The sequence below is a fragment of the Rhizobium sp. M1 genome, from assembly GCF_002531805.1.
GTDB lineage: Bacteria > Pseudomonadota > Alphaproteobacteria > Rhizobiales > Rhizobiaceae > Rhizobium > Rhizobium etli_C.
The window spans coordinates 53,419-73,121 of sequence record NZ_NWSW01000021.1; the positions used below are offsets into that span (position 1 = coordinate 53,419).

General features: G+C 60.7%; 21 protein-coding genes and 1 tRNA gene. 9 read left to right on the forward strand and 13 right to left on the reverse strand.

What is annotated here, in order from left to right; all coding sequences use genetic code 11:
* Positions 1-60: 60 nt before the first annotated feature.
* The 7 genes from CO655_RS21020 to CO655_RS21050 all read right to left on the reverse strand — a co-directional run bounded on the left by CO655_RS21020 (position 61) and on the right by CO655_RS21050 (position 6,178).
* Positions 61-1,338, reverse strand: coding sequence for an alpha/beta hydrolase (locus CO655_RS21020; protein WP_097666346.1), 1,278 nt, complete (start codon positions 1,336-1,338; stop codon positions 61-63).
* Positions 1,339-1,909: 571 nt separating this feature from the next.
* The gene (locus tag CO655_RS21025) at positions 1,910-2,791 is read right to left on the reverse strand and encodes an aldo/keto reductase (protein WP_097666348.1); all 882 of its coding nucleotides are present in this window, start codon (positions 2,789-2,791) and stop codon (positions 1,910-1,912) included.
* A 291-nt stretch (positions 2,792-3,082) separates the two neighbouring features.
* On the reverse strand, positions 3,083-3,751 hold the full coding sequence (locus CO655_RS21030) for a methyltransferase domain-containing protein (protein WP_010029318.1): 669 nt from the start codon (positions 3,749-3,751) through the stop codon (positions 3,083-3,085).
* 265 nt (positions 3,752-4,016) lie between these two features.
* Complete coding sequence (locus CO655_RS21035) at positions 4,017-4,316, reverse strand: hypothetical protein (RefSeq protein WP_097606904.1); 300 nt, start codon at positions 4,314-4,316, stop codon at positions 4,017-4,019.
* Between the two features lie 156 nt (positions 4,317-4,472).
* Positions 4,473-4,856, reverse strand: a complete 384-nt coding sequence (locus CO655_RS21040) for a hypothetical protein (RefSeq protein WP_010029972.1) — start codon at positions 4,854-4,856, stop codon at positions 4,473-4,475.
* Between the two features lie 191 nt (positions 4,857-5,047).
* Positions 5,048-5,368, reverse strand: a complete 321-nt coding sequence (locus CO655_RS21045) for a hypothetical protein (protein ID WP_097666350.1) — start codon at positions 5,366-5,368, stop codon at positions 5,048-5,050.
* Between the two features lie 222 nt (positions 5,369-5,590).
* The gene (locus CO655_RS21050) at positions 5,591-6,178 is read right to left on the reverse strand and encodes a hypothetical protein (RefSeq protein WP_097666352.1); all 588 of its coding nucleotides are present in this window, start codon (positions 6,176-6,178) and stop codon (positions 5,591-5,593) included.
* Between the two features lie 264 nt (positions 6,179-6,442).
* On the opposite strand from CO655_RS21050, the gene CO655_RS21055 reads away from it, so the two are divergent.
* Positions 6,443-6,868, forward strand: coding sequence for a hypothetical protein (locus tag CO655_RS21055; protein ID WP_097666354.1), 426 nt, complete (start codon positions 6,443-6,445; stop codon positions 6,866-6,868).
* A gap of 56 nt (positions 6,869-6,924) precedes the next feature.
* On the opposite strand, the gene CO655_RS21060 is transcribed toward CO655_RS21055, so the two are convergent.
* The 5 genes from CO655_RS21060 to CO655_RS21080 form a co-directional block, all read right to left on the reverse strand.
* The gene (locus tag CO655_RS21060) at positions 6,925-7,581 is read right to left on the reverse strand and encodes a DNA methyltransferase (protein WP_097666356.1); all 657 of its coding nucleotides are present in this window, start codon (positions 7,579-7,581) and stop codon (positions 6,925-6,927) included.
* 290 nt (positions 7,582-7,871) lie between these two features.
* On the reverse strand, positions 7,872-8,486 hold the full coding sequence (locus CO655_RS21065; RefSeq protein WP_141514343.1) for a hypothetical protein: 615 nt from the start codon (positions 8,484-8,486) through the stop codon (positions 7,872-7,874).
* A gap of 240 nt (positions 8,487-8,726) precedes the next feature.
* Positions 8,727-8,803 (reverse strand) — tRNA-Arg (locus CO655_RS21070).
* 123 nt (positions 8,804-8,926) lie between these two features.
* Positions 8,927-10,447, reverse strand: coding sequence for a HAMP domain-containing sensor histidine kinase (locus CO655_RS21075; protein ID WP_097666360.1), 1,521 nt, complete (start codon positions 10,445-10,447; stop codon positions 8,927-8,929).
* A 210-nt stretch (positions 10,448-10,657) separates the two neighbouring features.
* Positions 10,658-12,658, reverse strand: a complete 2,001-nt coding sequence (locus CO655_RS21080) for a methyl-accepting chemotaxis protein (protein ID WP_097666425.1) — start codon at positions 12,656-12,658, stop codon at positions 10,658-10,660.
* Between the two features lie 409 nt (positions 12,659-13,067).
* On the opposite strand from CO655_RS21080, the gene rpmH reads away from it, so the two are divergent.
* The 8 genes from rpmH to CO655_RS21120 all read left to right on the forward strand — a co-directional run bounded on the left by rpmH (position 13,068) and on the right by CO655_RS21120 (position 18,916).
* Positions 13,068-13,202: a 50S ribosomal protein L34 gene (rpmH, locus tag CO655_RS21085; protein ID WP_008524438.1), complete on the forward strand. Its 135-nt coding sequence runs from the start codon at positions 13,068-13,070 to the stop codon at positions 13,200-13,202.
* Between the two features lie 21 nt (positions 13,203-13,223).
* A complete protein-coding gene (gene rnpA / locus CO655_RS21090) occupies positions 13,224-13,625 on the forward strand; it encodes a ribonuclease P protein component (RefSeq protein ID WP_097666362.1) in 402 nt (133 codons plus the stop codon).
* Complete coding sequence (yidC, locus tag CO655_RS21095) at positions 13,625-15,418, forward strand: membrane protein insertase YidC (protein ID WP_097666364.1); 1,794 nt, start codon at positions 13,625-13,627, stop codon at positions 15,416-15,418. The genes rnpA and yidC overlap by 1 nt, the downstream gene beginning before the upstream one ends.
* A 253-nt stretch (positions 15,419-15,671) precedes the next feature.
* Positions 15,672-16,325 (forward strand): ribosome biogenesis GTP-binding protein YihA/YsxC, encoded by a 654-nt coding sequence (yihA, locus tag CO655_RS21100; protein ID WP_097666365.1) that lies wholly within the window; start codon positions 15,672-15,674, stop codon positions 16,323-16,325.
* A 241-nt stretch (positions 16,326-16,566) separates the two neighbouring features.
* Complete coding sequence (locus CO655_RS21105; protein ID WP_010026241.1) at positions 16,567-16,776, forward strand: cold-shock protein; 210 nt, start codon at positions 16,567-16,569, stop codon at positions 16,774-16,776.
* Positions 16,777-16,905: 129 nt separating this feature from the next.
* Positions 16,906-17,130, forward strand: a complete 225-nt coding sequence (locus CO655_RS21110) for a hypothetical protein (RefSeq protein WP_097606888.1) — start codon at positions 16,906-16,908, stop codon at positions 17,128-17,130.
* 211 nt (positions 17,131-17,341) lie between these two features.
* Positions 17,342-17,617, forward strand: coding sequence for a hypothetical protein (locus tag CO655_RS21115; protein WP_097606887.1), 276 nt, complete (start codon positions 17,342-17,344; stop codon positions 17,615-17,617).
* A 222-nt stretch (positions 17,618-17,839) separates the two neighbouring features.
* Complete coding sequence (locus tag CO655_RS21120; RefSeq protein WP_097666367.1) at positions 17,840-18,916, forward strand: sensor histidine kinase; 1,077 nt, start codon at positions 17,840-17,842, stop codon at positions 18,914-18,916.
* A gap of 109 nt (positions 18,917-19,025) precedes the next feature.
* Here the strand turns inward: CO655_RS21120 and CO655_RS21125 are convergent, their stop codons facing one another.
* Complete coding sequence (locus tag CO655_RS21125; protein ID WP_097606885.1) at positions 19,026-19,580, reverse strand: fasciclin domain-containing protein; 555 nt, start codon at positions 19,578-19,580, stop codon at positions 19,026-19,028.
* Between the last annotated feature and the right edge of the window lie 123 nt (positions 19,581-19,703).

The following is a 19,703-nucleotide window of genomic DNA, read 5'->3' on the forward strand; positions in this document are numbered from 1 at the left end:
CAAGAGCGCCGTCACGAATCTGATATATCACATCGGCGGCGATGCCTAGAGGTGGAATTTTTACTGGCTTGCGGGCAGGCCGGCACCGACGCTGTCGCCGACCGAGCCGACGGTATTGTCCATCGACTGGCCGAGACGTTTCAGCTGGGCATCGTAATTTCGGCGGGTGCGCGGATCGAAGATCGCGATCGGTGTGCTGACGGCGACGCTGACGGCACTTCCGGCGGTCTGGGCAGCGCCCATCGCCACCGCGCCGACCGCTTCGCCAAGGCCGACATTGGAATCGGTGATCGTCTGGCCGGCAATCAGCCGGTCGCCGATCAGCTTCACCACTTCGGGGCTTTCGGCGAATTTGCCATGGTTCAGCCGGTCGCCGCCCTTGAGCTTGGTGAGATCGAGAACGGTGATGCCGGCCGCTTCGAGCTTGCTGCGATAAGGCTCGGCCGACGGGTCGATCTGGCCGAGCCGATCGATATTCCCCGAGATGCGCCGCGACAGCGCCAAGGCACGATCGTCCTGCGAGACGAAGATGGTGAAATGCGGCCTGTCCTTGCCCAGGCTGACGAACTGGCGGCCGAAGACGTCGACATCGAGATCGGGCGAAGCGAGGATGACATTGTTGATCTTGGAGGCCACATGACCGTTGCGGATCGCCATCTGCCCGAGCGCTTCGACGGTGAGCCAGGTGCCCATCGAATGCGCCATGATGGTGACATCGCTGACGGCGGGGTTGGTGGCGGTGCGGGTCAGCAGCTCCTCCAGCGCGTCGCGGGAATAGTTGGTGCTTTCCTTGTCGTAATTGTAATCGAAGATGCTGGCGCGTGAGGGCCAGGTGAAGACGACGGGGGCGACGTCGGCATGGGAATCATGGACGATCTGGGCGAAGCGGTAGACGGCGTCCTCGTAGCGATTGTTGAAGCCGTGCACGAAGACGAGCACACGGCGGCTCTTCGGCATATGGGTTTTCAACCAGGTCTCGCCCGCCCGCTCGCCCTCGAGCGGATCGACGGAAACGGTGACGAAATCGCGTAAGGGATCGGCCGGCAGCCGCCTTGGCCATTGCACCTGGCCGATCTTGCGATTGGCATCCGGCGGGATGGAGACATCGACGGCGTTGACGGCAAGCCCCGTGCCGCGCTCGCCGGAGAAAAGCACCGCAGGATTGTTGTCGGGGGCGCGTGTCGTCGCCACGAGCAGATCGACCTTCGAGGTGCCGGGCGGCACGGTGCCGGCCGCCTGCATGACGCCGACCGGCCTGCCGCCACAGCCGGTGAGCACAAGCGCTGCAGCCAGAAGACCTGTCAGGGCCGCATACGAGGCGCGCCATTTGCCGATCATGATCAAACTCCAACCGGTTCGCGCACCGACAGGCGGCGCCCATTCAAATAGTCCGACGACGCCTGCCGAGTCAAACCGGATGCGCTGGAAAGCTTGAGCGGAAAAAGAAAAGAGCCTGGCGCGGGAGGAGGTGCGCCAGGCTCTTGATCCTGACTGACAACTGGGAGGAGGAGTGTTGTCAGTCCGATGTAAGAGCGCTGGGAGGAGGAGTGCGCTGCTTACGGAGATATTGATAGCCCATTCATTTGATCGGGAATAGCGAAAATACCGCAATGCAGCAATGCATTCAGCGCAATGCTTGCCCTTAAAATAACAGATCGCCGCCTCATTTTGCGGCATGTTTGACCGGATGGTCAAATTCTGCTGAAAAATGTGGCCTCGTTGATCGCCGACGGGCGCCCCTCACCCGGCTGCCGCCACCTTCTCCCCGCTCGCGGGGCGAAGGGGATATGCCGCGACCTCTCCGTTCCCCACCAACCTCTCGCAGGGCACGTCCCTCTCCCCGTAAAACGGGGAGAGGGTTAGGGTGAGGGGCAAGCCAAGCGCACTCTCATCGGCTGCCGTCGTCCCCTCAAGCCGCCTTGAACAGCTTCCGGCCTTCGGCATCCAGCGCCGAAAACTCCTCGTCGGTGAGCGCGATGTCGACGGCCGCGACGTTTTCTTCCAGATGCTTGACCTTGGACGTGCCGGGGATTGGCAGCATCACCGGGCTGCGCTTCAGCACCCAGGCGAGCGCGATCTGGCTCGGCGCGGCATTGTGCTTCCTGGCGATCGTATCGAGCAGCGAGCCGGGCTTGGCAAGATCGCCAGCGGCCAGCGGATACCAGGGGATGAAGCCGATATTGTGCTTGGCGCAATAATCGAGCACGTCCTCGCTGGTGCGATCGACGAGATTGTAGCGGTTCTGGACGGTGGCGACCTTGAAGTGTTTCGAGGCGGCCTCGATTTCGGCGACGGAGACTTCGCTCAAGCCCGCATGGCGGATCAGGCCGGCATCGAGCAGCGATCTGATCGCATCGAACTGTTCCCTGGCCGGGATTTTCGGATCGATGCGGTGAAGCTGCCAGAGAGCGATCTGCTCGAGCCCGAGATTGCGCAGGCTCTTATGCACCTGCTGGATCAGATATTCGGGACGGCCGACCGGCAGCCAGATGTCGGGGCCGTGCCGGGTCAGGCCACCCTTGGTGGCGACGACCGACTTGCCGCCATAGGGATGCAGCGCCTCCCTGATCAGCCATTCGGAGACGTCGGGACCGTAGGAATCGGCCGTATCGATGAAATTGACGCCAAGCTCCGGCAGGCGCTTCAGCGTGCGGATCGATTCGGCGTGATCTTCGGGCTCGCCCCAGATGCCCCTGCCGGTGACGCGCATGGCGCCGAAACCGAGACGATTGACCTCGATCTCGCCGCCGATCCTGAAGGTGCCTGACTTGGCTGCGTTGTAACTGGCCATGATCTTTCCTCTCTTGGTCAATGAAATGGTTTGAAGTCTGCGGGACGGCGGAACGCTGCCCGCCCCCCGGTTGCCGCGGCTGGAAGCGGCTTTCGAAGCACGACTGTCCGCCCTGCCCTTGGCGCTGGCAAGCTGATGGTGAGCCGCCCGTCGCCGCGGTATCGGCAATGCGGGCGCTGCAACGCTTGAGATATAGGATGGTGCCACTGACATAACAGGGATGGCGCCGGAAACATGGTGTCAAGGCGCCGCCGGAGCGGATGCCGGCGCTCCTATGTTAACGCCTGCCGTTCAGGCGCCCGTTTCGCCGGAAAAGGCGGCGACGTCGAGTTCCGCGTCGCTGTCGCGGTATCGCAGGCGCTCGCGGGAAAGGTCCAGCGGCTTGCGGCGGGAAATGCGGTAGACGGAGGCGGGCGGCAGATTGCGCACCGTGCCGCCGATGCGCACGGCCTTCAGGCCGAGGCGGTCGAGGATCGGCCGCGGCACCGGACAGCGCGGGCCATAGGTGAACTGATAGACCGCCCCACCCGGCCGCATATAGGTGAAGACGCCGGCAAGGATCGAGGCGATCTTGCGCGGTGACATGGACAGAAGCGGCAGGCCGCTGATGACGGCGCCGACCGGTTCGTCCTCGAAAATATCGGCCTGGGCAAGGTGGGCGGCATCCATCTGCAATACGCGCGCCGCCGGGAACCGCGCCTGCAGCGCATCGATAAATTCAGGCCCATATTCGATCAGGGTGAGATCCGCCTCGCTGACGCCGCGGGCGAGCAGCGCCCGGGTGAACACGCCGGTGCCCGGGCCGAGCTCGATGATCGGCCCATCCAGTGCGGCAATTTCGCTGGTCATGATCCTGGCCAGGGAATCCCCCGACGGCGCGATGGCCGCCACCCGAAGCGGGTTGCTGATCCAGGAGCGGAAAAAATGCAGGAAATCGGAGCATGCAGCCTTTGCGGTCATGACTGTTCCACCTGTCTGAAATTCAATTGAGTATCAATGCGACCATCGCGGCCAGCATGGCAATTCCAAGGCAGAGACGTCAATCGCCTGTGTGAGCCGGCGTTTGCGACGATTTTTTTAATCGGCGCCCGGCCTGTTTGCGCATCCATGGCTTTTTGCCATCATTGACATGGCGGGCGCTCGCGCGAAAGGCTGGCGCGTTCCGGCCGCTGTCCACATGGAAAGGGGCGGCCCGGAAGCCGCCCCTCAGCCCGATCGCGAGGCCTCAATAGTTGCAGCTGGAGCTGCTAGTCGGGTTGAAGCCGAGCTTGCAATCCATGTTCAGCGGCTTCTTCGGGTTCATCATGTAGGGTGAAGCCATGGTACCAGGACCGCGCTCGCCGATCGAACCGGTGGTGCGCCTGTCGTGCTGCACCGGGGTTTCTTCCTGGACAACCGGTTGCTTGACCGCGCCCTGCTCCGTCGCACTCGACTGGAGGGGAGCCGCTTCGGCCGAGAACGAGGAAAGGCCGAGCATTGCGCCGAGGGCCGCGGCCGCCAGGCCGCTCTTGAACGTCGAGATCATGATCGTCTCCTTGGGAGGATGTGAGGGAATTTACGCCGAGGAGTTAGGAAGCGGATCTGTCACATACTACCGCACCGCAACAGAGGTCACGAACATGTGAGCGGCGCCCCCGAGCGAGAAAAAGGCGGCTTGTCGCCGCCTCTTTCCTTTGCCGGCTCAATAGCCGTTATCGCAGGGCATGCTGCCAGGCCCGATCGATCCCGAAAACGTAGGGTTGCACATTGTCGGAGCCACCGGCCTGTTGACGGGCTGGCGAATGATCGAGCCGGTCGTGCCGGCTTCGACGCCGAAGGCGGCCAGCGGATACCAATAGCCATCGGAATGGCGGCGGGTGCCGGGACGTTCCGTGGCAAAGCCCCGATAGCCGTGCCAGGTGCCGGCATGTGCCTTATATTGCACTGCTTTCACGTCTGACGGGGCCGGCGAGACGATGGCCGGCCGAAGCATGGGAACGGGTGCGGCCTCAGCAGGAGGGATCGCCGCGAGGGCGACAAGAGTGCCGAGGGCGGCGGTCAAAGGGACAAGACTGAATATTTTCATGATAAACCCTCCTTCGTGGATTTACCCTGCGAAAATGCCTTTGCGACCGGCGGGGTTCCGCGATCACGCGCGGCTTCCAAAACTCGTGATTGCAGGCGATCCGGCGTGACCTTATCGCGATAAATTGTGAAAAGCCGCAATCAGGCGAAGGGCGCCGACAGCGCCGGCCAGGAAATATGAATTCTCTGTTCTCAATTCGCGTATAATGTGCGGTAGCCTTGGCCGGAGAGGCAGGCGACATATTGCCGATGGGCGGCGGCGCGCGCCGTCGTTTCCGCTTCGAGCGCATCAGCCTGCGCATATCCGGTCAGCTGGGCGCGCAGCTCATACTGGCGCTTCGCCTCGTCATACATCGCATTGCCGTCGGTCATGCAGAGGCCGTGTGCAACGGCCGGCGGATTGACGGGCACGCCGACGGCCAGCAGCACCGGCTCGTTGGCATGATCGACGCAGCCGGAAAGAACCGCCATCATCGCCGCGGCGCCCAGAGCCCGAAAAATTCCCATCACCATGCATTCCTCCGGCCGAAAGCGCGTCAAACATCGTCACGCTCGCGGATACACCAGCAAGGTTGCGCGAAACTAGGCATGCCGGCAGCAGGCTACTGCTCCGCCAGATCGTGGTCTTATCTTGCGGGCTGATGAGGAGTTCCCCACCAGAATCTATATAGCACTGCGGAATCCCGAAATTGGTTGCGGCTTTGAAATCATTGCCTCTTCCCTCGCCCCGAGCGCTCACGAGGCGGGGCGAATTTCGGGATCCCGAAGCGGGGGAATTTCGGGATCCCGAAGTGGCGTTTTTTTCTTCCTGCCGACCCGACCGCGTTTGTCGGCGGCAAGCTTGCGGTCGACCTCCGACCACTTCCGGCACCGCTCCGCCGTGCATAGCCGCCAATCGTTCGTGGGCGGCGCGCCTTCATGGTCACCGACAAAGGTCAGCGTAAACCGATTGGGATGGGCGACGCCGTTTCCCGCCCGGCCGCGGCGAACTTTTATCAGCCCCTTATAGGCCAGCTCATCCAACGCGTCGGCCACATATTCGCCGGTGACGCCGTAAGAGACGAACTGCGGATGGGTCACGACAAGCCTGCCATTTGCCAGGGCGGCGTGCGCCGTGTGCTCGATGATGATGCGGAAGAAGGCGCGGCTGGCATTCGCGCTCAGAGAGGTGAAGGCCGGCGATTCCAGCAGCTGGATCGTCAACCATTGCCAACGAAGGCTGCCGTCATCGCTCGCGCTCGGCGGCGCGGTATGTTTGCGCACGAGCGACCGCGTCTTGCCGGCACTGGCGCGGCTCTTGTCACGAGGGTTGAATTCCGCCATCAGGCCCTCGCCTCGGCTGCCAGCCCGTCCTTGCGGGAAACGCCGGAAGAACTCGTTTTTTGACGCCTGTGGAGGGAAGGTCCGGCGCAAGCGGCGACATCGCTACTCGTTACAATAATCTTCGACATTCAACATTCCATGGTTGCAACGGCGAACAATCTAGCGTAAGAACGTTTCATGAACTAGGAAAATAATCTTAGTCTTTTTGATTTCACCTGATCCCGTCAGACGGCGACAGGCAGTTGCACACGGTTGGAGGCCAGGATGCGAACGTTCGGTATGAGGGAGAAGGGCGCGATGATCTATGGCCAGCGGCTGCTGGCCCTGGTTTCAATCTTGCTGGGAAGCGCCGCCCAGGCTTTTGCCTGCGATCAGCCGGTCGTGATATCGAATTGGTCGTTCTGTGCGACCGGCAATGTCAGCGCTGAGGGCGGCGCCGCTGATTGGAAAGTCGTTCCTGCATGGACTCGCGAGGCAGCCATAAGCGCGTATTTCGGAAACGACCCGCGGCTCTTGGCAAACCACGGACTTTGCAACGCCAAATTCCATCGAGTCGTCCTCTGCCAGCCCGGATGGCAAACGGGCAATCCGGATGAGTGCTCATATCTGGTTTGCAGCGGCTTTTACTCATCCTTGTTCGGGAAGGAAGAAAGAGAAGCCTACGAGAGAGACCACCCGGCCGAGCAATAGTTTTTCGCTTCGCTGCCTTGGGGCAGAGAGATGGAGCGACTGCGGCAAACTTGATTTCATCCGCCTGTATTCCTGAACACGAGGCACTGGGTGAACTGGTTGCCGCTTTCCACTGCTTCAGACCAATTCACCATAATTTCCCCTTCAAGAGTCATGACCTCTGACAAAGCTCTTCCCAGATCCCAGACAAGGGGAGAGAATTGTTCGCTGGTCAGATTGTCGGCTTGAACGACAAGATAGGCGTCTGCCTTCATGCGTTTGCAGATCCGGCCGTATATTTCCTGCATTCGTTTCAGGTAGACATCATAGCCGTCATAATCGGGATCGCCGTTATAAAGCGGGTTCCATTTATGCCAATGGGGCATGTATGGCGGCGATGTGATGCAAAAATCCATCTCGGGAAAATCGAAGGCTGCCAGCTCGGCGCTATCACCGCAGATGAGATGATGCTTTGCCGTGATGCGTTCCCTGACCCATTCATATCGCTGCCGGTCGGCTTCTATCCCATAAGGCAACCTGCCGCTCTGCTCGCAGACGAAGAACGTCGTTCCCAAGCCGACAAAGGGATCGAAGACGGCGTCTCCTGGTTTTGTAAACCGATCAAGCAATGCCGACACCAAAGCGCCGGGGAACCTAATTTCATCGCCGTTTTGAAAGTCCGGCAAGGAAAATTGATGTCGGTTGGAGACCGTCAATAAGTCTGAGATTGTCACGACAAACTCCTCCGCTCACATCGGTTACCGGGCACAGCTCCTCCGCAGGGACCGGAAGAGCTGCAGCGTCTGGTCGCGACCCGGCGGAGAGCACACCAGATGACGTTACCGTTCAGGAGCCATGCGGAACTTCAGATAATGAAATGTTGATTGCCACGCAAATTTACCTTTGAATGTAATATAGCTCATTGAGAATCAATAGGTTAAATTTCACTGGTTACAGTAAAGCGCCTTTTTTGCCAAGCTATTTTACTCGTCATATTTTCTAGGATCGCATTGTTGTTGCTCACTCACGTATGTCGAAAGCGCGCATCAAGGCGATAGCGGTCCGGCTCTTTAAATTCTAGTTCCCAACCGACATCGACGGCGCTGCGATCAACGAACCTGTCCAACGCCTCTTCAACTTCAGGCTCGACGCGGCCATAGTCGTGCCTCAGCGTGATGAGTTCCAAAGTGACGACCGTATCGATCTCAAAAGCTGCAAAAAATTCAGTCTTGCCAGACGCGCGCACCCTGTAACGACCGCCGCCAAGGTGGTTCAGGCTGAGATCGAGTCGATCCACGCTATCGTGAGAAGCCGTCTCTGTGACATAAAGTAGGGCCGGAAATGTGTCGTCGCCGGTCTCTTCGTAATCGTGCGAAATGCGGAAGCCGTCCAGCATCGCCGCGTCGCGAGATGCAAAGGTCGATGACGGCAGGTCTATCTCGTTTGTATAAAAGCGTGGCCCCTTGTTACCATCTGGCAAAGGTGCTGCCTGTATCACCAGGTTTAGCCCGAGCGTGCCGCCGCGATAGGGAACCACTGTCTCAAGCCCCAGGCGTGTCGACGTGATTTCGAGATCGTATTCGGTACCACCTTCCGGGCGGAACCCCATTCGACCATATGGAACGGATATTTCTGTCATCAGCTTTCAAGCCTATGCGTTTACAGGTTCCGTTCGCCAGCCGCCATTCGGCAATCCGCTCGCCAGAGTCGCGCGGTTGATTTCAGGAATTTAATCGCGTCGCGACAATTCCAACATCTGCGAAACCGATTTTCGGTCTGATTATGCTGAAACCGTTCGAAAAAGTCAGCATCCCCGCCCCAAAGGCAACTTAATGGCCAAAAAGGCAAAATAGCGTGGCACTCGACATGAAAAGGAAAATGGCGCACCCGAAGAGATTCGAACTCCTGACCCCCAGATTCGTAGTCTGGTGCTCTATCCAGCTGAGCTACGGGTGCGTGGCAGAAGCGGCGGTGCCGCTTGCGTGGGCGATCCTCTAAAGGGTCCTTTCGGACAATGCAAGAGCATTTCTGAAAAAATCGCGCGTTTGCCTGTTTGCGGCCGCAGCGGGTGAAATTCCCTCACTTCTCGCTGTGCGTCCGGTTGCGGTAATCGTCCAGCGAAACCGGGCGATCGGGGATTTCGATGCGGAACTGGGTGCCGACCGTCGGTTTTTCCACAAGCGCGATGGTGCCGCCATGGGCGAGCACCAGCTCGCGGGCAATGGTGAGACCGAGGCCGGTGCCGCCGGAGCGGGCCGAACCGCGGAAGGCGGCAAAGAGGTTCTGGCGCGCCTTCAACGGCATGCCGGGGCCGGTATCGTCCACCGTGATGCTGACGACGCTGCCGACGCGCTGGGCGGAGACGGTGATGCGCCTGACAGCGCCCGGGCCGCCCTCACCCGGCGCGGTCAGCGCCTGCAGGGCGTTGCGCGAGAGGTTGTGAATGACCCGGAAGAGCTGCTCGGCATCGGCATCGACCTCGAGGTCGGCAGCGAACTGCTCGATGAATTCGATGCCGCTTTGCGGGTCGATCGCCAGCATGTCCCTGACATCCTGGGTCAGTTCCAGCAGCCGGACATGGCGGCGGCGCGGGGCGGATTCGCTCGCCTTGCCGTAGGACAGCACCTCGGTGGTATAACCGACCGCCCGGTCGATGGTGCGCAACAGCTTCGGCGCGAAGCTCTTGACCATCGGATCATCGACATCGACCAGCCGGTCCGACATCAGCTGCGCGGAAGCCAGGATATTGCGCATGTCGTGATTGATCTTAGAAACGGCAAGGCCGAGGGCCGCCAGGTTCTTCTGCTGCTTCAGCGTTTTCTGCAGCTCCATCTGCATCGAGGTGAGATTGCGGCCGGCCACCGCCAGTTCGTCGCGGCCGCCGTCGCCGATATAGACATGGGCCGGATTCTCGGGATCGGAGGAGAATTGCTGCATGCTGCCGGTCAGCCGGCGGATCGGGCCGATAAGGAGGCGGTTGATCGCAAAAAAGATCAGCGTCGCCGTGAACAGCGAGATCAGCACCGACAGCAGCAGCACGTTGCGGGAATAGGCAAACATCGCCGTGCGCAGCTGCCGGTCCTTCATCACCACCTCGACGCCGACCTTGGTTTCGCCGACGGGGCCATAGACGCGGATCATCCGGCTGCCGCCGAAGATCAGGGTGTCGAGCGCGTCGCGGATCGCCGTCAGCGGCGGCACGTCGGTCAGATCATAGGATTCGTCGACCGAGGTCGGCATGTCGGTTGTCGCCAGGAGCCGCGAAGTGCCTTCCTTGCGCAGCACGATCGCCTTGGTGCCGGTCGCCTCCAGCGTCTCCTTCTGCAGCGCACGCGGCAGCTCGATCGGCTGCAGCCCATCGATGACGATGGCGGCGGCGGCGGCCGTGTTCAGCCTGTCCTGCAGCCAGCGCATGCGCATGCTGGCGACCGAGGGAAAGAAGATCAGGATTTCGGCGAGCATGATGAAGAAGACGGTGAGCCAGAGCAGCTTCCCGGACAATCCGCCGAACATGCCGGCAGACGGGCACCGTCCCTTGGCGGCCTCGCCGGCCGCCGGGATGTCTGCCGAAGGATCGTTGCCCTGGTTTCGAACCGGCATGTGAGTCTCGCCCGATTAGCGGCATGCGGCCGCCCTCATCCGCTAGAGCATGATGTCGTCCGAAAACCGCTTACACTTTTCGGCATCATGCTCCGGAGCCTTATATTAGACCAACAGGCTCCGCTTTCAAATCTTTGCGATCAGCGTCACGTCGTCACAAAGAAAACGCCGCCCGGAGGCGGCGCTCGAAGACGCGTGAAGGGTCGGAGATCAGAACTCTTCCCAGCTCTGTTCGGCTGCGGCCGCATTGCCACCGCCGAAGGCGCGGGCGACCTTGGCGATCGCCCGGCGGGCGGGGGAGGCGACCGGCTGCCGGTGCGGCTCGTTGCGGACGAGCGCCACGGGTGCTGCCCCATCCGACAGTTTGAAGCGGGCGATGAGGTGCACCAGCCCGTTGGCTTCGGCCGAAAGCCTGTGGGTGGCGGCGGACGTTTCCTCCACCATCGCGGCGTTCTGCTGCGTCACCTGATCCATCTGGTTGACGGCGGTGTTGACCTCCTTGAGGCCGGTCGACTGCTCGACTGCGGCGGTGGCGATCGAATGGATGTGATCGTTGATGGCGATGACGCGGGTGCCGATTTCCGAAAGCGCCTCGCCGGTCGCCTGGACGAGCTTGACGCCGACCTGCACCTCGTCGCCCGACTTGGTGATCAGCGCCTTGATATCCTTGGCGGCCGTTGCCGAGCGCTGGGCAAGTTCGCGCACTTCCTGGGCGACCACGGCAAAACCCTTGCCGGCCTCACCGGCGCGCGCCGCCTCGACACCGGCCTTCAGCGCCAGAAGATTGGTCTGGAAGGCGATCTCGTCGATGACGTTGATGATCTGGCTGATCTCGCGCGAGGCCTGCTCGATGCGGCCCATGGCCTCGACGGCATTGCGCACGACGACGCCGGAGCGGCCGGCATTTTCCTTGGCTTCCGACACCATGATGGTTGCTTCATGCGCCCGCTCGGTGGAGTTCTGGACGACGGCGGTGATTTCGTCGAGCGCCGCCGAGGTCTGCTCGAGGGCAGCCGCCTGCTGTTCGGTGCGCTTCGACAGGTCGTCGCTGGCATTGCGCAGCTCGGCGGTGTTGCCGTTCATCGCTTCCGTCGTCTCGCGCACTTCGCGCATCGTCGCCTGCAGGGTGACGAAGCTGTTGTTGACATTCTGCTGCAGCTCGGCGAAGGCGCCCTGGAAGCTGCCGTTCATCGTCTGGGTGAGATCACCTTCGGCAAGGCTTGCGATGACGCGGCGGGTCTCGCCAATGCCGGCATCGACGCTCGACAGCAGCGTGTTGATGTTGCCGGCGAACTGGTTGAGGTTCTCGTCCTGATAATCCTTGTCGATGCGGTGGCTGAAATTGCCTGCCGCAGCCGCGGCGACGACGACCGACATGCTCGACTGCAGATCGTCGCTCTTGGCGCGCATCGCCGCTTCCTGGGCGTTCAGGCGCTTGACGGCAAGGCCGTTCTCCTTGAAGACCGCGACCGCGGCGGCCATCTCGCCGATTTCGTCCTTGCGGCCGGCAAAGGGAACCTCAGCGTCGAAATTGCCGTCGGCGACCTCCTTGATCGCATGGGTGACGCGCTTGATCGGGCGGCTGAGATGGCTGGTGCCGATATAAAAGCCCATGCCGACGCCGACCGCGATGCCGATACCGGTGATGCCGAGGACGAGCATCAACACCCAGGAGCGGAAGCTCTCGATCTCATCACTGACGGTCTGAAGCTCTGCCTTGTCGATGGCGACGACCACGTCGATCTCGGCCTGGAAGGCCTTACGGTTGGCGCGATTGGCCTCGTTGTTGCCCTGGGCGCTGGCGGCCTCGGGGCCGACCTCGGTGCCAAGGCGGGCCGTTTCCGTGCGGAAGGTGCGGAATTCGGCGGCGCGCGCGACCAGTTTGGCGAAATTGTCCTTTTCGGCCTCGGGCACGAGCGGCGCCCAGCCGGCGATAACCTTGTCGATTTCGTCGAGGCCGGCCATCAGGCCCTTGGCAAAGTTCGGCGTATCCTTGATCGACTTGGCCGCGTAGATGCCGCGCGATTCCATGACGACGGCCGTGACGAAGCGGTTGAGGCGTTCGCCGGCATAGGCGCGGGCGGCGGCGTGCTCGTAAGCCGTGAGATTGCGGCTGTATTCATGCATGGCGGACAGTGCCGTTGCGCCGATCAGAAGCGCCACCGCGCCCATCACGCAAACCAGCAGATTAATTTTCCCACGGATCTTCAATGCCATGCCTCCTAGCGACGCCCCCTGCCTGGAAAGCAAATTCCAGCCGATGCGCGGACTATCGGCGAAATTGATTAAAGTTCGATTTCCAATATTTACGATTATGGCTGGGCAAACTGCCGCCATCGGCACCGTCGGCGCAGGCCGGTCCGTTGGAAAATCAGGCCGCCGGCGGCAAAAATACAACTGTCGGGAGTCCCGTGAAATTATTAACACCTGAGTGCGAGAAATCGCAGCGCGGCGGCAGCGCACGTGAAATGAAGCGGTATAATTGACTTTGCCGGGCTTCATCCGTATAAGCCGCCGCACGTCCGGTCATTCAAGCCTTTCATGGCCCGCCCGTTCGAAAAACAACGCTCCTTGCATCATGCAAATTCAAGAAGGGCCGCACTCCGCGGTGTTTAAATAAATGAAGCGTACCTACCAACCATCCAAGCTTGTTCGCAAGCGTCGCCACGGCTTCCGTGCGCGCATGTCCACGAAGGGTGGCCGCAAGGTCATCGCTGCCCGCCGCGCGCAGGGCCGCAAGCGTCTTTCGGCTTAAGGCCGGGTTGCCCGAGAAGAGATGGCGGGCGAATTGACGACCAGTGAGAAGAAATACACTGTCGGGCGGCTGAAGAGCCGCCCGCAGTTTCTTGCTGCCCGCGAAGGCGAAAAACGCCGCGGCGGCCTCTTCCTTCTCGAGGTCCTCGACCGGAAGGAACCCGACAGCCAAGCCCGCGTCGGTTTTACAGTCACCAAAAAACATGGCAACGCGGTCGAACGGAACCGCATGCGCCGCCGCCTGAAAGAGGCGGTGCGGCTTCATGCGGGGTTTGCAATGCAGCCCGGACACGACTATGTGGTTGTCGCGCGCAGGGACGTGCTTAAGGCGTCCTTCCAGGAATTGGCCGCGGAGCTGAAGCTTCGCGTGGAAACCAGGCCGAAACACCGGCGCTCCGGAGACGGACGCCCCAGGAACGTATGATGGAAAACAACCGCAATTACTTCATTGCGATCGCTCTCTCGGTGCTGATCGTCCTCGGCTGGCAGTTTCTCTATATGAATCCGCGCATCGAGGCCCAGCGCAAGGCGCAGGAAGCCCAGAAGGCGCAGCAGCAGACCGAGCAGGCGCAGCAGCCCGCGGCAGGCGGCCAGGCCCCGGCCCAGACAAGCGGTTCGGCACCTTCCGGCCAGGCGGCCGCGACGGCGACGCTCGAGCAGGCGCTCGCCAAAACGCCGCGCGTTGCCATCGATACTCCTGCGCTTTCCGGCTCGATCAACCTTGCCGGCGCCCGCCTCGACGACCTGAAGCTCAAGGGCTATCACGAGACCGTCGACGACTCGAGCCCGATCATCACGCTGTTCAGCCCGGCGGAAACCAAGGACGGCTATTTCACCGAACTCGGCTATATCGGCAGCGACGCGACGGGCGCAGTTCCGGGTCCCGCGACGCTCTGGACGGCACCCGAGGGCGCCAAGCTCACCGAAAAGACGCCGGTGACGCTCTCCTACACCAATGACAAGGGCCTGACCTTTACCCGCACCATCTCCGTCGACGACCGCTATATGTTCAGCGTCACCGACAAGATCGAGAATGCCGGCCAGGCGCCCGCCTCGCTTTCCTCCTACGGCCGGGTCACGCGCTACAACAAGCCGACGACCCCGTCGGTCTACGTTCTCCATGAAGGCTTTATCGGCGTCATCGGCGAGGATGGCCTCATCGAAACCAAATACAGCGCCGTCGAGGAGGAAGCCGTGCAGCCGGCCAAGTCCACCGGCGGCTGGCTCGGCATCACCGACAAATACTGGGCGGCGACGATCGTCCCGCCGCAGACCTCGGCCTATGAAGCGCGCTTCTCGCATTTCGCCGACGGCCAGCCGCGCTATCAGGCCGACTACAAGGACGATGCCTTCACCGTCGCGCCGGGCCAGTCGGTCGAGCTCAAGAACCTCGTCTTCGCCGGCGCCAAGGAAGTGCCCGTCATCGACGGCTACGAAGCGTCCTATTCGATCCCGAAGTTCGACCGGCTGATCGACTGGGGCTGGTTCTATTTCATCACCAAGCCGATGTTCAAGCTGATGGACTTCTTCTTCCGCTTCTTCGGCAATTTCGGCGTGGCGATCCTGTGCACGACCATCGTCGTCAAGCTGGTGTTCTTCCCGCTCGCCAGCAAGCAATATGCGTCGATGGCGAACATGAAGCGCGTGCAGCCGAAGATGGAAGAGCTGAAGACGAAATTCGGCGACGACCGCATGGGGCTGCAGCAGGCGATGATGCAGCTCTACAAGGAAGAGAAGATCAACCCGATCGCCGGCTGCTGGCCGGTGGCGCTGCAGATCCCGATCTTCTTCTCGCTCTACAAGGTGATCTACATCACCATCGAGATGCGGCATGCGCCATTCTTCGGCTGGATCCAGGACCTTTCGGCGCCGGATCCGACGACGATCGTCAATCTGTTCGGCCTGCTGCCCTTCGAAGCGCCGGCACTGCTGCATCTCGGCGTCTGGCCGCTGATCATGGGCGTCACCATGTTCGTGCAGATGCGCATGAACCCGACGCCGCCCGATCCGACGCAGGCGATGATCTTCAACTGGATGCCGCTGGTCTTCACCTTCATGCTGGCAAGCTTTCCGGCCGGCCTCGTCATCTACTGGGCCTGGAACAACACGCTCTCGGTGCTGCAGCAGTCGGTGATCATGAGGCGCCATGGCGTCAGGATCGAACTCTTCGACAATCTCAAGGGCCTGTTCCGACGAAAAACGGCGCCATCGAAATGATGCTTTCAAGCCCCGCTCCGGCGGGGCTTTTCATTTCTAGAACAGGATGATTTTAGGCCCGTTCGGCCTAAAATCTGAATCCTGTTCTAAATTAAAGAGTTAGAGCAGGATGTCGCCCGAAAACCGCCTACACTTTTCGGCATCATGCTCTAGCCGGCCCGCGAAGCGCGACGCGGGCCGCCTGAAAGCTTGACATCCGCCCGTAAAACCACGAAGCCGACAGAAGACCGAACCCTAGGATTGCCGAGCCCGCATGCCCGAAACCGAAAAGCCGCTCTTCGGCCACCCCTGGATCTTCATCCGCGGTGTCCCGTCGCTCACCTTCCTGCCGCCGGAGGGGCCGTCGGAGGTGGCCTTTGCCGGCCGCTCGAATGTCGGCAAATCGTCGCTGATCAATGCGCTGGTCGGCCAGAAAGGCTTGGCGCGCACCTCGAACACGCCGGGGCGCACGCAGGAGCTCAACTATTTCGTCCCGGACGGCTATTCCGGCGAAGGCAGCGACCTGCCGCCGATGGCGATCGTCGACATGCCGGGTTATGGCTACGCGCAGGCGCCGAAGGAGCAGGTCGACAAGTGGACCAAACTTGTCTTCGATTACCTGCGCGGCCGCGCGACGCTGAAGCGCGTCTACGTGCTGATCGACAGCCGCCACGGCATCAAGAAGAATGACGAGGACGTGCTCACCCTGCTCGACAAGGCCGCCGTCTCCTATCAGCTGGTGCTGACCAAGACCGACAAGATCAAGGCGCCGGCCGTGCCGAAGCTGCTGGCCGAAACGGCAGACAAGATCCGCAAGCGGCCGGCAGCCTATCCCGCCGTGCTCTCCACCTCGTCCGAAAAGGGCGACGGGCTCGACGATCTGCGCCAGGCGATCGCCGAAACTGTCGGGATCGTAAACTGGAAATAATGACCCGACCTTTATTGCACTCACCGAAACAGCTAAAAGTTTATTTCACGGTCAAGCGGAAAACTAAAAGTTGACGAGCCGGATTAGGTGACCTATATAGTGCTTATCGAATTTTGCTTGCTGGCTTGGTTATCGCGCGATTAGCACCGCGGCCTGAACGAACTTCCTTTCAAAAATCGCTATCACCATCCGCATCGCCTTTGCGCTGCGGTTCTTCAATATTGCTATGAAAGGGTTCATCATGACCACTGGCACAGTTAAATGGTTCAACTCCACCAAGGGCTTCGGCTTTATTCAGCCGGACAATGGCGGCACTGACGCCTTTGTTCATATCTCCGCCGTCGAGCGCGCCGGAATGCGCGAACTCGTCGAAGGCCAGAAGATCGGCTTCGATCTCGAGCGAGACCACAAGTCGGGCAAGATGTCCGCTTGCAATCTCCAGAAGGCTTAAATCGGTATCTGCTTCCCTTTGACCGCGGATGTACCGGCATTGCCGGAAGCACCGATTTATTCAAGGCCGGGCAATCTGCCTGGCCTTTTTGTTTTCGCTCCCAGCCGAGCCTTCAATATCGGAGAAGAAATGACAGAAACATACAGCAAATCCCGCCAGCGGGCAGAGATCGCCTTCGGCAACATCCAGTCCCAGTTTTTCGCGAAGAATAAAGCGATGGAAGAGCTGGAATCCCGCGTCCAGTCGCAACAGGCAAAGACCTTGCGGTTGCGGGAAGCACGGCTTGCGAAGCAACGCGACGACCGCGCCTCGGCGACGTCTGCTCTTCTTGCGAAACGCGCCAAAGCCTGCTGATCACCGGCAAGCGGTCGCGACCGAGCCCGATGCAGGTGGCCCGGAGACGTGGTATGCCGTTGCTGCGTCGAATATCCTCTCGTGCACGAACCGCGCCGCATCGCCCTCTCCCGACGCCACTTTCAAAAGGCAGCATTCGCGGGTTCAATGAGGCGTCGACAGGCACGGGCAGAGCCGTGCTGACAGTTCACTCATACCAAAGGACGCCGCAATGGCAGAGGATGCGAACGAACTTCAGTCGATCAATACAGCATGGCAGATCGCTATCCAGGAGATTTTGCGCATGGTTATCCGAGATATGTATCATGGCGGCGGCGAGGCGTCCTTCAAGTCCCATATCAAGCGCATAGAAGAGGCCGCCGTGGACAGTATTTATACGGATTTGCGGCTGCGCGGGACGGATGAGTGGACCGAACTTCTGGTCAAAGAAAGGGCCAGCAATTTCGTCACCACGCTGCTAACCTCATTCACCTATGACCGGGCATAAGCTCGCGACGGACGCTGACGCATGACCTTGCGGCCAGCAGGGGCCTGCCGCCAGTCATGTCGACCGTCGCGTTCACGGCAGCTTCGAGATCCCCGCCAGCTGCGCATTTGGACACGGGCTGTTTAGACATGCGACATCGATTGTGCTTGCGCCATCGCAGTTTTTGCAGCAACGCTTGATCTCATGCTGTTGAAGAGCAGCGGCGTCCGCGAGAAATCATTCATGACTGACAGCAAAGACGAAGCCCTTTCGCCAGAAGGCGTCGGCAACCTGCCCCATCTTGCCGAAGCCCTCGACGACGACCGGTTTCGACACTTTCTCGATCATGTTCCGTTTGCAGTGGCGGTGTCCGAGCTCGGCACCTGTGAGAAGCTAATCTACGTCAACCTCGAATTCGAACGGCTGACCGCGCTCACCGCCACACAGGTGGAGGGAAAGCGCTGGTTGGACATTGAGGTGAATTGTACTGCAGTCTCCGGCGAGGCAACGCTTACAGCCGCTGTAACCACGGCGGAGGAATATATTGGCGCCTTCTCGCTCGTGGCAGAACCCGAAAGCAATGTGATTATCGACGTGTGGTCGAACACGATCGTCAACGATGATGACATCCCGCTTTTTCGTCTGGTCGCCTTTGCTGCCCGCAATGAGGTGACGGATGGCCAGAGCTTCAGCGAGCTGCTGGCCGAGAAGGATATCCTTCTTCGAGAACTTCAGCATCGCGTGAAGAACAATCTGCAGATGATAACGGCGCTGATCCGAATGGAAGCGCGTAATGCTCAAAAGAACGAGGAAAGCGAGCGGTTTGCACGTCTTGCGGGGCGGATTGAAGCCTTGGCTCTCCTCTATCGCGCACTGTCGGACGAAGAGAAGGGCGCGATGATCGATCTCGGCAGCTATGTGAGCCAGATCGCCGCGTCGGTCATGGCCGCCCACGCTGTGGAAGGCATCCGGCTCGACATGAAGGTGGACACCTGGCCGGTTTCTGTGAACGTGGCGATGCCTGCCGGACTCGTCATCAACGAGCTCCTGACCAATACGTTCAAGCATGCCTTCGTAGGGCGGGATAGCGGAGAGATCACTCTGCGCTGTGTCGTCAGCGACACCGGATGCAGGATCACCGTCGCCGATAATGGGGTCGGTCTTCCTCAGGATGCAGCCTGGCCGAACCCCGGAAAACTGAGCGCAATGATCATCCAATCCCTGAAACAAAACGCCCGCGCCGAGATCGAGGTAAGCTCTTCCCCCGGCACTGGCATGAGTGTCTCGCTCGTTTTCCCAAGAGTCGAAGCGGCCCAATAGCCGTGTGAGTGGCGCCGGCGCCACATTCACGGAAACGCTAGACGCAGGGCACCATTCGCAGTTGGTTTGGGGCGCGCCCGAAGAGCGCGCCCTCTGCCGATACACACACTCACATCTTCGGCAACAGCACCTTGTCGACGACGTGGATGACGCCGTTCGACTGTTTGACGTCGGCGATCGTCACATGCGCGACATCGCCGTTTTCGTCGGTCAGGGTGATCTTGCCCATATCTTCCCGGGCTTTGATCACGCAGCCGCCGACGGTCTTGATGTCGTGTTCGCCGCCATCCGCCTTGATCATCTTGGCGACGGTCTTGGCCATCGCATCGGCGGCCACGACGTGGCAGGTCAGGACCTTGGTCAGCGTCGCCTTGTTCTCCGGCTTCAACAGCGTCTCGACCGTGCCTTTCGGCAGGGCGGCAAAAGCTTCATTGGTCGGCGCAAAGACGGTGAAGGGGCCTTTGCCCTCGAGTGTGCCGACGAGGCCGGCGGCCTTGACGGCAGCAACCAGCGTCGTGTGATCCTTGGAATTCATGGCGTTTTCGATGATGTTCTTGCTGTCGAACATCGCCGCGCCGCCAACGATCGGGTTCTTGGCGGCGGCAAAGGCGGCAGCGGAAAGGACGGTGGCGAGCGCGAAACCGCGCACTAGGGACTTGATCATGATTTTCTCCTCACCGGACACCATCCGCGGGGCTTTATGCCTGCGCGTCGTCCGGACATGTCGAACTACGGAGGTCCGCGCCGAAGAGTTTCAGACAGGAGAAAATGATTTTGCGGCCGGCGC

Bases quoted from the DNA above. Each gene is read 5' to 3' on its own strand.
- CO655_RS21020 (WP_097666346.1), bottom strand. From the start codon at position 1,338: ATGATCGGCAAATGGCGCGCCTCGTATGCGGCCCTGACAGGTCTTCTG.
- CO655_RS21025 (WP_097666348.1), bottom strand. From the start codon at position 2,791: ATGGCCAGTTACAACGCAGCCAAGTCAGGCACCTTCAGGATCGGCGGC.
- CO655_RS21030 (WP_010029318.1), bottom strand. From the start codon at position 3,751: ATGACCGCAAAGGCTGCATGCTCCGATTTCCTGCATTTTTTCCGCTCC.
- CO655_RS21035 (WP_097606904.1), bottom strand. From the start codon at position 4,316: ATGATCTCGACGTTCAAGAGCGGCCTGGCGGCCGCGGCCCTCGGCGCA.
- CO655_RS21040 (WP_010029972.1), bottom strand. From the start codon at position 4,856: ATGAAAATATTCAGTCTTGTCCCTTTGACCGCCGCCCTCGGCACTCTT.
- CO655_RS21045 (WP_097666350.1), bottom strand. From the start codon at position 5,368: ATGGTGATGGGAATTTTTCGGGCTCTGGGCGCCGCGGCGATGATGGCG.
- CO655_RS21050 (WP_097666352.1), bottom strand. From the start codon at position 6,178: ATGGCGGAATTCAACCCTCGTGACAAGAGCCGCGCCAGTGCCGGCAAG.
- CO655_RS21055 (WP_097666354.1), top strand. From the start codon at position 6,443: ATGCGAACGTTCGGTATGAGGGAGAAGGGCGCGATGATCTATGGCCAG.
- CO655_RS21065 (WP_141514343.1), bottom strand. From the start codon at position 8,486: ATGACAGAAATATCCGTTCCATATGGTCGAATGGGGTTCCGCCCGGAA.
- CO655_RS21075 (WP_097666360.1), bottom strand. From the start codon at position 10,447: ATGCCGGTTCGAAACCAGGGCAACGATCCTTCGGCAGACATCCCGGCG.
- rpmH (WP_008524438.1), top strand. From the start codon at position 13,068: ATGAAGCGTACCTACCAACCATCCAAGCTTGTTCGCAAGCGTCGCCAC.
- rnpA (WP_097666362.1), top strand. From the start codon at position 13,224: ATGGCGGGCGAATTGACGACCAGTGAGAAGAAATACACTGTCGGGCGG.
- yidC (WP_097666364.1), top strand. From the start codon at position 13,625: ATGGAAAACAACCGCAATTACTTCATTGCGATCGCTCTCTCGGTGCTG.
- yihA (WP_097666365.1), top strand. From the start codon at position 15,672: ATGCCCGAAACCGAAAAGCCGCTCTTCGGCCACCCCTGGATCTTCATC.
- CO655_RS21105 (WP_010026241.1), top strand. From the start codon at position 16,567: ATGACCACTGGCACAGTTAAATGGTTCAACTCCACCAAGGGCTTCGGC.
- CO655_RS21110 (WP_097606888.1), top strand. From the start codon at position 16,906: ATGACAGAAACATACAGCAAATCCCGCCAGCGGGCAGAGATCGCCTTC.
- CO655_RS21115 (WP_097606887.1), top strand. From the start codon at position 17,342: ATGGCAGAGGATGCGAACGAACTTCAGTCGATCAATACAGCATGGCAG.
- CO655_RS21120 (WP_097666367.1), top strand. From the start codon at position 17,840: ATGACTGACAGCAAAGACGAAGCCCTTTCGCCAGAAGGCGTCGGCAAC.
- CO655_RS21125 (WP_097606885.1), bottom strand. From the start codon at position 19,580: ATGATCAAGTCCCTAGTGCGCGGTTTCGCGCTCGCCACCGTCCTTTCC.